The sequence below is a fragment of the Bacteroidota bacterium genome (assembly GCA_013696965.1).
Lineage (GTDB): Bacteria > Bacteroidota > Bacteroidia > JACCXN01 > JACCXN01 > JACCXN01.
Map to the genome: position 1 here is coordinate 1 of JACCXN010000017.1, position 12336 is coordinate 12336.

A 12336-nucleotide genomic window follows, 5' to 3' on the forward strand; every position below is an offset into this window, starting at 1 on the left:
CTGGCTTTACTGTCAGAAAAACAAAGGCCTTGAAATATATGCATGGGTAATAATGAGTAATCATATTCATCTAGAAGTCAAAAAGAAGAATTGAGTGCTATTTTAAGAGATTTCAAAAGTTATGCAACCAAAAAAATAATAGAAGAAATTGATTCTTGTAATGAAAGCAGAAAAGAATGGATGTTGAAAATATTCAAAGATGCAGCATTCAAGCATAAAAGAAATTCGGAATATCAATTTTGGACGCATTGTTTTACCCATGAGATAAAGGCGCTACCAATCAATTCCAAAATAACCCTAAAACCGATTAAGCTTTTCCTGTTTTATTCTCCAGTCTGGAGAGTATTTATCCAACAACCTATAAAACTTTGGGCTGTGGTTTAAATATTTCAAGTGGCAAAGCTCATGGATAATTACATAATCAATACAGTCAATTGGAGCTTTTATAAGGTTTATATTCAAAGTAATATTACCCAGCTTGGTACAGCTTCCCCAACGCTTCTTTAATGTTCTAAAATAAAGAGTGTTCACTTTTATTTTTTCATGCTTGGCTATATGATTCAATTTTATAAAACGATCGTTCAGTTTTTTAATGGCATGTTCTTTATACCATTGCTCTATCAATTCAGCAGCTAATATCTTATCATTTTTATCAGGCATTGAAAGCCAAAAGTACTTCCCCGAAAGCTTTACACTTGGATCACCCTTGATAACCTTTAAACGATATTGTCTTCCCAAATAGAACATCGTTTCACCACTTACATAATCCTTCTTCGTTTCAAATTTTTCAATTCTCGAAAATTTCCTCACTTGCTTTTGAATCCAGGGTGCTTTATTTTCTACTTTTTGCATTATTCTGTTTAAGGTTAGTCCAGTTGGTGCTATTACCTTAATTGATTGATCAGGATGCACTTCAATACCCAGCGTTTTGCGATCACTATAATGTACTTTAAACTTTATAGTTGTTGTTCCGTATTCAATTGACAATTCACAATTGGAAAATTCAAAATTAGTTCGTTGCTCTAACATACCCTGCTTTTGAAGATTTTATAATTGATATTAAAAGCCGAAGCAATTCTTTTATACTTATATCTAATTCATTATAACAGTTTATGTCAATGTAACCTGATTTAAATAGTAATTCAATCCAATATTCTGTTTCATTGGCTTCCTTTAATGATATTGATAATTTATGAATAAAATCAGCCTTACTTTGAGCATGTTCAGATTCCTGAATAATTGCTCCTATTGAAGTACCTGATCGTATTGCCTGTTTAGATAATATGTATTCCTTCTTTTCTATTTGCAAATACTGACCAACCTTTATAATCAACAAAGCAAATTCAAGACTTTTTGTTTTTACTATATTATCTTTTTTCATCTTCTTTTCTATTAAATTGATAATTGATAATTGACAATTGACAATTGACAATTGTTCATTGTTCATTGTTCATTGTTAATTAATTAAAACTTATGTTTCGCTACTTTCAAAACTTCATCCAAGATCGCATCTATCTGACTAAAGGAAATCTCAACACCTAATTCTTTTCTTTTTGCTAATAAATAATCTTCCAAATCATTCTTCATCTGCTTTTGCACATCATCGTTTCGTTTCCAGTCTCTGATGGTTAGCCTTTGAATTATCTCGGTAATTTCAACACCCATTTTAGCCAATGATTCTGTTACCGAAGAAGGAACAGGCTCAGTGCTTGCAGGTAAAATGCTCTCCGCTATTATCCCATAAAAGGCACGTGCTTCCGGTTTGCCATTTAATACAGTTGGAATACCATCATTTGATCCATTGATAAGATTATCTCTGTTTTTTAATATCGTTTCTAAATATTGTCCTTCCGTTAATCTTCTATCTTGAAAAGCCTTGATAGTTTCATCTATCAATTGTGAGAATTTTTTATAGAATACCGGATCTTCATCCATCTTTTCAGAGATCACCTTTTTCATTTTATAGGCAATGGCATCCGCTTTAGATGCAACAGAACCTGTAACTCTCTGAACCTCTTGCTTAAATATCTCCTCATCAAAAATATTTATGGATTCTGTTATTTGCTCAACGCCTTCTGCACCAATGTAAGTGTCTAAAAGCTTTCGGACTCTTGCTTCGTATTCTTTATAGTGGATCTTTTCCGCATATCGAACGGAAACTGATGCTCTTAAACTTTGGAAAAACTTCAGTTCACTCAGATATTGATGAATCTGTTTATCGCTGAATAATTTGTAGAATTCGTCAGATGATAAAGCAACTTGAAGATTCTTTGCAAAAGCGGTCAGTTTTTCAATAAACAAATCCCTTCTGTCTTTCGGAGCAAGGAAACGTTCCATTGCCTCAATATCTTTCTTATTGGCAACTTCCTTAAATACGTCCCACAATTCTGAATTGCGCTGGGGAAGCTTTTTAATTTCTTCCAATACATTAACTACCGTTCCAATTAAATCATGTTCATCAAATTCCTGCAAAGCACTGTATTGCGTTAAGGCAGAATCTAATTGACCAAGAATACCTACGTAATCAATAATAAATCCGAAATCCTTTCCTTCATGCAAACGGTTAACACGTGCTATTGCTTGTAAAAGATTATGTTCTGCAAGTGGTTTGGCAATATATAAAAAAGAGCAATTTGGAGAATCGAAACCGGTAAGCAGTTTACTTACAACAATTAAAAGTTCTACATCGTCATCATTGCTTTTAAATTTGCTGATTGTAGATTCCTCATAAGCTTCAGGAGTTCCGTTACGAGTGACAATGCGTTTCCAAAACTTTTGAACCTCATCATTTGGTTCTTCATCAACTTCTTCATGATCCTCTCTCGTATCCGGTGCTGAAATTATAACAGCGGTGTTTATTTTTAATGCAGGATTGGTTTGTTCTTCAAAATACTTCTGGTATTTCATTGCTGTTGCCTTCAATGGAACGGCAAGCATCGCTTTGAATTTTGTTCCTTTTACATTTTTGCAGAAATGTTGTGAAATATCAAATGCGATTTCTTCTACCACCTGGCCCGATTTATATATTTCTGTGAGCGAAGAAAATTTTCTTTTTAGGTCTTTAGTTTGATACATAGTCAAAGGTTCTGCTAAACGGTCGAAACCTTTATCAATTTGCCCCTGATTAACCGTTAGTTTTGCCGATCTCCCTTCATAGAGCAAAGGAACCACTGCTTTGTCTTTTACCGCCTGATTGATGGTGTATTTATCAATAAACCCACCAAACTTATCTGCTGTGCTTTTGTCTTTTTTCAAAAGTGGAGTACCTGTAAAGCCTATATAACATGCTTTTGGAAGCACACGTTTCATTTTGGCATGAGTAGAACCGTATTGACTTCTATGGCTCTCATCAACCAAAACAAATATATTCGAAGATTGATTGTTAAAGTCCTTTCTGTTTAAAGCACTTTCAAACTTATCTATAACCGTGGTAATAATCTCAACACCACTTTCATTTATTAACTCAATCAAATGATTTCCGCTTTTTGCTCGTAAAGCTTCTTTACCACAGGCATTAAAGGTGGAAGATATTTGCTTGTCCAAATCAATACGGTCAGTAACTATGATGATCCTTGGATTTATAATCTCTTTTTCCAAAGCGATGCTTTTTGCAAGCATTACCATTGTTAAAGATTTTCCACTTCCCTGAGTATGCCATATTACGCCACCTTTACGCTGGCCATCATTATTGAACTCTTTTATCCTATCTAAAGAGTTCTTTACAGCTGTATATTGCTGATATCGGGCAATTTTCTTTACTCCTCCATCATACAAAGTAAATTTGAAAACCAATTCCATTAATCTATCCGGACTGCAAAGCGAATAAAGAACTTTATCCTGTTCCGTTGGTAAGCGGTCTTCCGCTTTTATTCCATTTGCATTGGAGTTAATTATCTTTTTAACAATATGTTCAACATCTTGCTGTTCCTGCCAAAAACTCCAAAATTTAGGTTTGGTATCAATAGCTCCATATTTAACCTCATTTGGCTGAACAGCCAACAGGAGCTGGTTATAATAAAATAATTTCGGAACACCTTGTTCTTTGCCCTGATTGCGGGTATGTTGGGAAATGCTTTCTTCAATGGAAGAATTCTTATCTCTTCTTTTATTTTCAATTACAACAAATGGAATACCGTTTACAAATAAAACGATATCCGGCCTGCGAGTATCTGTTAAACCATCAACCACATATTCATCGGTTATGTGAAATACGTTGTTATGGATGTTTTCCCAATCAATGTATTTAATAGTGAAGCTTTTTTTATCTCCCTGAATTGTTTCTTCAAAGCTTTTTCCTAAAGAAATTAAATCATACGCACGCTCATTGGTACGGACTAATCCATCATCCTGCAAGTTTTTTAATGCATGAATAGAAGCATGAATATTCCCATCAGAAAATTTATGCTTATTTCCTTTGTACTCAAAGCTATTTAATTCCTTCAGCCTCTCTTCTAAGATTCCCTCTAAAATAACGTTGCTTTTAATATTTCCACGTTGGCTGTCAGTTTCCTGTGGGGAAATATATTTCCAGCCAAGTTTTTGAAGCAGCAGTAAGGCAGGGAGTTGAGAATCGTTGTTTTCCTGGTAGTTAGTCATTTCAATAATACTTTAGAGATTTTTTCATGCTGGTAAAATATTTGTAGCGTTGCATCTGAGATTCATCTTTCCAATATTCGTTAGAATGGAAGAAGGAGTTCGGAAGACGCTAACCCAAGATGGTTGGCGTTTTCTGCTTAATGTATTGGACCGGGGTGTCCCTGATCGGTAAGAAGCCAAACCATGTGTTTGGCTTCTTGTTTTTAAAAACATCTTAAAATCCCATAGGGATGCGACTTTGGTAACCCGAATAATCATTTCCATGAAATCCCATCGGGATGATATTCTGGTAATAACCGAATAAAAATAATTCGCAAAAATCACGTAAAGATTTCTCCTTTTGGGAGAGAAGCCGTTATCATTTATCTCCAAATCCCGTAGGGATGATATTCTGGTAATAACTGAATAAAAACCATTGCGCAAAATCCCGTAGGGATGATATTTTAGCATAAGGCTTATTTTAAATATCCCCATAAAATTCAAACAAATATTTTTCTTCATGTTCAATCTCAAAGTTGTTTAACATTTCCAGGTATTCTTCCTTAAAGGATTTTTTTTTGTGATGCTCTTCCTGTTTCATTATATAATTGATTACCGCATTCCTCTGGCTCCTACTGTATGAAAATGCCCCATATCCTTCCTGCCATTGAAACTTACCTTTTATAAATTTTTTATCATTGATCCATTTAGAACTATTTGCTTTTACTTTTTGCAGTAATTGGGAAACGCTCAGTGCAGGTGGCAGCCCGAAAAATATATGAACATGGTCCTGCCATCCTCCAACTGCAAGTGATTTCGCTTCGGTTTGAATGATGCCCGATATATATCGGTGCAATTCATCCCGCCATTCTTTGGTAATAATATTTTCGCGGCCTTTTACAGCGAATACCGCCTGGATTGAAATTTGAGAATAGGTGTTTGCCATAAAGATAAATGTCATCCCTGACGGGATTTTAATATTTTTTAATTTAATTTTCTACCAAAAGATCGTCCCTACGGGACTTTAAATGGTTTATTTTTCTGCTACCAATATTTCATCCCTACGGGATTTAATATTTTCCGTTTTTTCTGATACCATAATTTAATCTCTACCAAAATGCCATCCCTAAATGGATTTAATGTTGTTCAGTTTTTTCTGTTACCATAATAATATCCCTAACGGGATTAACCATTTTTTTACAATCCCGGCAAAATGAAATCCCGGTAATACCCATATAATAACAATCGTCAGCAATCCCGTAGGGATGGTATTCTGGTAATAACTGAATAAAAACCATTGCGCAAAATCCCGTAGGGATGATATTTCTCTCCGTTTATCGCAATAAAAATTAAATGTTTTGCTCATGTTTTTATATTTTTTCTGCTACCAATATTTCATCCCTACGGGATTAACCATTTGTATTAATCCCGGTAATACCCGAATAATAACAATCGTCAGCAATCCCATAGGGATGGTATTCTGGTAATAACTGAATAAAACCCAATCTCAAAAAATCCCGTAGGAATGATATTTCTCTCCGTTCATCGCAATAAAAATTAAATGTTTTGCTCATAATCTATATTTTTATCCTCACTTTACCTGTAAGTAAAAGCTGCATTAAGCCTTTTTTTTGAAGTTTTAATTTTTCAAGTTGTGATTTTAATTTTTGAATTTCTATATCTGCAAAGGATAAAACTGATCCAATTTTGACTTGTTCATTTTTATCATTTGGAATTGAAATTTCTAACTCCTTTATATCTGTACTTGAAACTGAAGTAAACGTACTGCCCTGTTCAAATTCAACCCATTTCGGTTCAAAGTTTAATAAGATTTGATATAAAAATTCACTATCAATCTGATTTGCCTTGAAAGCACAAATTCCTCGCCCAATACAAGCATGATGAAGAGATTTTGCTATTGCACCCACTGGGGCTCTTACGGTCATTAAAACATCTCCCACATTGCAAACCTTAGTTGGTTTGTTTGTATAAATTCTCGGTGTTGACACTCTGTTTTTAATATCTGCATTTCCTTGAAGTAGTGGAATGCCATTTCCATCTGAATTGTAAGAGATTGAATCAGGTGATTGTCCCATCACAATATTAGTAACATCACCTAACAAAACATTTCCCCATTCAGCATTCGCAAACTCCTTAAACCTAACCTTCCCTGTAAGCAAATTTTGCATTAAAGCTTTCTTGCGTTTTTCTTTTTTTGAAATAAGAAGATTTGTTTTTTCTATTGCAACATCGCAGGTGCTGAGGATTTCGGCAATGGCGGTTTGTTCGGAAAAATTATTGGGGATAGCGACCTTTATTTTCCTAAGAAGACCAATAGAGATCTCTTGTAGCGCAGAACCATTTAAAGATTGTTCTAATATTTTTCTTGTATGCATTGAGCTAATCTGCTGCTGAAGAAAATCAGGAGATATCTTTTTAAGAGGTGAAATTAACGCCACTCCTCTTGTCAAATTTGCACCAACAAGAGAAATTGGAACTTTCGCAACTTCTCCAACTTTTCCACGAAGAGGCATTATTAAATCATCTTTTTTTAAAATTGTCCTTTTATAACTTTGACTAATTTCGGTTGTTGTAGTAATTAAATCATCCTCATTAATTTTGTTTTCATTTATATTTATAACTCTAATACATTTTACTCCTCCTTCCACATTAATTCCTGTTTGAACTATACCATAAGAAATGGGTCTTTCTTTTGAAGTAATTTCGTGAAGTTCGTAACATGTCCAATCCTTCGGTATTAAACCAACAGGTGAAAATGTAAAATCTGTTTTTGTTTTCACTTCGGTTGGCAGCATCATTGTTTTAAATTTTTTGTATGGAATTCCATGTGTTCATTTAAACATTGTCTATTTCAATTATTTTATCGGTCTGGAACAGCTGGTGTTCGTGCTGCTGCACATACCCCAGCTGGTTGGTTATCAGTTGCGTGCTTCCTATTTCAAAGCCTGGTGTATTTTGATGGTGGTGCCCGTATATCCAAAAACTAATTTCAGATGGTTCTATTACATTAAAAAGTTCCACTGCAAATGCATCGCTCAAAATACTTCCTTTATATTGTTCAGGGTAATTTTTGTAAGTAGGTACATGATGGGTAACTACTATTATTTTTTCATTGGTATTCCTTTCCAGCTCGCTGTTTATAAACATTAAACTTTCTGCATGCATCTGGTTATAAGGTTCTGACGAAAAGCGTTTACCATTATATTTAATCAGGTGAAAATCGTTCATCTCCCTTTCTATTTGCCATTGGTGTTCCGGGCTAATTTTTGACCAGAGAGTGGAAAAGATAAACCGGACATTTTCATGGGCAATAGAAATGTTGTTTACCAAAAATACATTTTCCCTGATTTTTTCATTGATAGTTCCGCATTTTTTAGTGGCATCGAAATAATAATATTCATGATTGCCTGGTATCCAGTAAGTAACCTGAAAATGGTCGGATACATATTTAAAAAAATCTTTGTGCTTGTCCATCTGTGTAAAAAGTACAATATCACCCGCAAGAATCAATATATCGCCCTTTGGTTGTAAAGGTTTTTCTTTTAGGAATTTTTTATTTTCAGGAAACTCCAGATGCAGGTCAGATGCGTATTGTATTTTCATTTTTAGTTTAAACCTAACTCTTTTAAATAATTGCTTAATTTTTTTTTCACCTCAACCAATTCACCTTCCAGCACCTCAATTTCGGCTTGTACTTCTTTTACATTAATTTCCTCTTCTGCTATAAAGCTGTCAACATAACGAGGAATGTTAAGATTAAAATCATTTCCTTCAATCTCTTCCAAAGTGGCTACATGACAATATTTTGCAATTTCTTTATTTGCTTTAAAAGTTTCAACAATTTTATTGATGTGTGTTTCTCTTAATTTGTTTTGTTTTTTGCCGGCTTCAAAATCTTTACTTGCATCAATAAAAAGCACGTTTTCGTTTTTCTTCCCTTTATTAAAAATAAGAATAGCAGCCGGAATGCCGGTTCCATAAAACAAGTTGGAGGGTAAGCCTATAACAGCCTCTAATAAATTCTCTTTTATTAATTTTTCCCTGATGGCTCTTTCTGAGCTGCCCCTGAATAAAACACCATGTGGTACAATTATTCCCACCTTGCCTGTTTTATCAATTGCTGTATCAATCATGTGCAATACAAAAGCATAATCACCTTTTGTTTTCGGAGGCACACCTCTTAAAAAACGTTTGTATGGATCATTTACTGCATGCTCTGCACCCCATTTATCTAAAGAGAAGGGAGGATTAGCTGCCACAACATCAAACTTCATTAATGAATCACCCTCAATTAATTTAGGGCTGTTAATCGTATCACCCCATTCAATTTTTGCTTCGGCATTATGGAGGAACATATTTATTTTTCCTAAAGCCCAAGTGTTCCCATTACTCTCTTGTCCCCATAAAGAACAGTCACGAACATGCGTTCCTTTTTTAAATGGTACTTCCTCAGCAACAGTAATCAACAATGAACCTGAACCACATGCAGGATCACAAATACGATCTCCGGCTTTTGGTGATAAAAGTTTTGCTAACAAAACAGAAACCTCATGAGGCGTATAAAATTCACCACCTTTTTTTCCTGCACCCTCTGCAAACCTTTCTATCAGGTACATGTAGGCGTTACCTATTATGTCTTCACTTCCTATAACAGAAGGACGGAAGTTTAATTTGGGCTTATCAAAATCCTCGATCAATAATTTTAATCTCCGGTTACGATCTTTGGTATCTCCTAACTTAGAGTTCGAATTAAAATCAAGGTCGCCAAATACGCCCTCTAATTTTGCCTTATTATCATCTTCAATTTTCTCGAATATCTTATTCAAGAATTCGCCAAGGTTCGTGTGGTTCTTATTTTCCACAATGAAATCAAAGGTGCAATCTTCGGATAAAATAAAAGGCTCACGGCTCATCTTACGTGTTATCAGCTCTTCATCATTACCATATTGCTTTTTAAACTCTTCGTATTTATCCTTGTGCTTATCGCTTAAGTATTTAAAGAAGAGGAAAGCAAGGATGTAATTTTTATAATCCTGCGAGTCAATTGCTCCTCTAAAGCTATCACAGGCAGCCCATAGAGTTGAGTTGATTTCTGTTTGCGTTAATTTAATTTTATTTACAATAGGAACTTTCCCTATAGAAAGTGATTCTTCTTGTGTTGGCTTCGTTGTTTTTTTCATGACAATTTATTTTTATTCCCCTTTAACTTTTTAACTTCTTTATCAAAATCACTTATAAAATTCGCATCTTGAATGATACGGTATTTTTCATATTCTTTTTCTGCTAACTTCTCGGCTATTTTATGACGAATTTTGCCGGCATCTTTCAGCACTTTGTAGTCGTTAAAACTTAGAAAAGCATCTAATTTTTCAACCCAATCATTCATAGCCATAGGAACTTGTTTTTTCGTCTGGTTTTCGGCATAATCCAGGTACATAGAAACAACCCTGTTTAGTTCATCAATTTCCTGCTGGTTCAAGTAGTTTTTTGCTACAGCAACGTCCGATTTAAGAATTTTGCCATTTGGAGCGTTTTTCCATGTTGAAAGCCCCATATTTAACTTTAAGGAATTGGCCCGTGTTTTAACAATTTCAGCAGCGGTATTACCGGTTATTGCCCAATGCAGTTTGTTTTGAACAGTTTTGTAAAATGTTCGTGTAATTTCGGCTTGAGGATCATAGTCTATACTGCATTGTGAATATATATCTGTTATTTTTTGGTAGAACCTTCTTTCACTTGCACGTATTTCCCGTATCCGCTCAAGCAGTTCATCAAAATAATCCCTTCCGAAGTTTTTCCCTTGTTTCAAACGTTCGTCATCCATTACAAAACCCTTAATAATGAACTCGCGGAGCGTTTTAGTAGCCCATATTCTAAAACGGGTTGCTTCAACTGAATTCACTCTATAGCCCACAGCAATTATTGCATCAAGGGTATAAAAATTTGTATTGTAGTTTTTTCCATCAGAAGCAGTTATCCGGAATTTCCGGATAACTGAATCTTCCTCTAATTCATTGGATTTAAATATGTTTTGTAAATGTTCATTAATTGTTCTCACATCTACATTAAATAGTTCTGCCATTTTTTTTTGAGACAGCCAGAAGGTTTCATTCTCAAAAAAAACTTCAATGTGTCCATCACCTTCAGCGGTACTGTATAAAAGAATTTCAAATTTTTCCATTACTAATTTGTATCAAGGCATTATAGATTATTTTTTGTCTGAGATTAGTTATATCGTTTGAAATTTGTATTTCTTTCTGCCACAAGTTATGTATTTCAGTAATACGCTCTTGGTTTTCTTTTGATGGAATATCAACATTCATGTTCTCTAAAGTAGCTTTGTTGATATTTGTAATCATAGTCCCTTCCTTGCCTGTGTGCAAATACCCCTGAGCCTTTTCCTGGTTTATATACCATGCTAAAAATTCAGGACTAATTTTTTCACTAACAACTCGTATTATAAAGAAAACCGAAAGTGCAATAGCCGTATAATTCTTATTGAAAACCAAAGCATAATTGTTTGCTCCTTTCGTGATAAAAAGAATATCACCTTTTTGCAGGAACTGCTTTTGCGGTATTCCGGTACTTTTTATTCTATGGGGAGAACCGGAGATTTCGGTGTAATTGTTCTTAAGGTCTTTTAATTGAATAGCACAAACATCCCCTGAGAGGTCGTTCTCCACACGGCTCCGAACCGTGTGGCCAGAAAAAATTTCGACTATATCTTTTAATAACACTTGCATCAGAATTTGTTTGCTGAGGCAAATGTATATAATAGGCAATATGAAACAAATAAAATTAATCAGAATTTGTTTGCTGAATAATTAATATGCGAAATTCAATGGGGATTAAATTGATTCTGCTATAATGAAAAAGGCAAAAATTAGAATACATCCATGATAACCCGGAAAGAGTCCCGCAATAACTGCGGGATTGAAAAGCCTGAAGAATATCGGTATTCAAGCGCAAAAGATTATGCAGGTGAAAAAGGGTTGTTGGAAATGGAAATAGTAATGAGAAAATGGAAAACTTACAAATAGGCCAGAGGCCTTGTTAATATGGGCGTAGCGGGACGCTACGCTCAACAGAGGAGATACAGAATACACAGTGATGGATTATATTTTGTACACTAAGCACCAGCACACAATTCTGGCCCGGCAGCTTAGCCTTACGGGGGCTGATTTGCAGCGTTCTTGTCCACCGGCACAAAAGGGAATAGAAAGCACTGACTTTTCAAAATGCACCAAGCACTCCACTTGAGAGTATGCAGTGTTACGGCACGTTTTTTAATATTTGTAATTCAGTCCAATATTTAGGCCTATGATATTTGAAGGATTAAAGTCTAGATAATCTAATATAGGTGTTATAGAGTATCTAAAATTTGGTTCAACAAAAAAGTTTAGTCTTTCTGTTAAGTAAAATTCAGTCCCGAAAGAAAGAGAGATTTAATTCTGTTGATATTTTAAATTATTGTCTTCAAATATGTCAGTTGAGAAATCATTCCCATTTATCCGTCTGTCTTGTCTTTTAATACTAAAAGTTGTAAATGTCCCTGCTAATAAGTAAGCGTGGATCAAGCGGAAAAGTTGGGGGCTGCAAATTTCTAAGCATAAATATTTGCTAATCTGAACAAGAAAAAACTTACATTTCTAACTCCTCTAAAAGCAGACCTAAAAGCTTTTATTTTTGCATTGAAAGATTCTGCCGATGCATTGGTGCTACGATTATTAAAGTAATTTA

12 protein-coding genes are annotated in these 12336 nt (G+C 34.6%); 1 reads left to right on the top strand and 11 read right to left on the bottom strand.

Going from position 1 to position 12336, the window contains the following annotated elements; all coding sequences use genetic code 11:
• Positions 1-297: 297 nt before the first annotated feature.
• From H0V01_02930 to H0V01_02975, 10 genes are all read right to left on the bottom strand, one after another.
• A complete protein-coding gene (locus H0V01_02930) occupies positions 298-1029 on the bottom strand; it encodes a M48 family metallopeptidase (protein MBA2582324.1) in 732 nt (243 codons plus the stop codon).
• Complete coding sequence (locus H0V01_02935; protein MBA2582325.1) at positions 1010-1381, bottom strand: four helix bundle protein; 372 nt, start codon at positions 1379-1381, stop codon at positions 1010-1012. The genes H0V01_02930 and H0V01_02935 overlap by 20 nt, the downstream gene beginning before the upstream one ends.
• A gap of 83 nt (positions 1382-1464) precedes the next feature.
• Entirely contained in the window at positions 1465-4596 is a 3132-nt protein-coding gene (locus H0V01_02940) for a type I restriction endonuclease subunit R (protein MBA2582326.1), read from the bottom strand.
• Between the two features lie 460 nt (positions 4597-5056).
• Positions 5057-5521 carry an IS200/IS605 family transposase gene (tnpA, locus tag H0V01_02945; GenBank protein MBA2582327.1) on the bottom strand — a complete coding sequence of 155 codons (465 nt, stop codon included), beginning with the start codon at positions 5519-5521 and terminating at the stop codon, positions 5057-5059.
• 463 nt (positions 5522-5984) lie between these two features.
• The gene (locus H0V01_02950; GenBank protein ID MBA2582328.1) at positions 5985-6149 is read right to left on the bottom strand and encodes a hypothetical protein; all 165 of its coding nucleotides are present in this window, start codon (positions 6147-6149) and stop codon (positions 5985-5987) included.
• Positions 6150-6152: 3 nt separating this feature from the next.
• On the bottom strand, positions 6153-7394 hold the full coding sequence (locus H0V01_02955; GenBank protein MBA2582329.1) for a restriction endonuclease subunit S: 1242 nt from the start codon (positions 7392-7394) through the stop codon (positions 6153-6155).
• A gap of 37 nt (positions 7395-7431) precedes the next feature.
• Positions 7432-8199: a metallophosphoesterase gene (locus tag H0V01_02960; protein MBA2582330.1), complete on the bottom strand. Its 768-nt coding sequence runs from the start codon at positions 8197-8199 to the stop codon at positions 7432-7434.
• 2 nt (positions 8200-8201) lie between these two features.
• On the bottom strand, positions 8202-9776 hold the full coding sequence (locus H0V01_02965; protein MBA2582331.1) for a type I restriction-modification system subunit M: 1575 nt from the start codon (positions 9774-9776) through the stop codon (positions 8202-8204).
• Complete coding sequence (locus H0V01_02970; protein ID MBA2582332.1) at positions 9773-10777, bottom strand: virulence RhuM family protein; 1005 nt, start codon at positions 10775-10777, stop codon at positions 9773-9775. Before H0V01_02970 ends, H0V01_02965 begins: the two co-directional genes overlap by 4 nt.
• Positions 10764-11339, bottom strand: a complete 576-nt coding sequence (locus tag H0V01_02975; protein MBA2582333.1) for a restriction endonuclease subunit S — start codon at positions 11337-11339, stop codon at positions 10764-10766. The genes H0V01_02970 and H0V01_02975 overlap by 14 nt, the downstream gene beginning before the upstream one ends.
• Positions 11340-11492: 153 nt before the next feature.
• On the opposite strand from H0V01_02975, the gene H0V01_02980 reads away from it, so the two are divergent.
• A complete protein-coding gene (locus H0V01_02980) occupies positions 11493-11636 on the top strand; it encodes a hypothetical protein (GenBank protein ID MBA2582334.1) in 144 nt (47 codons plus the stop codon).
• 563 nt (positions 11637-12199) lie between these two features.
• Here the strand turns inward: H0V01_02980 and H0V01_02985 are convergent.
• Positions 12200-12336, bottom strand: a 137-nt coding sequence (locus tag H0V01_02985) for a transposase (protein ID MBA2582335.1), incomplete at its 5' end; no start/stop codon positions are given.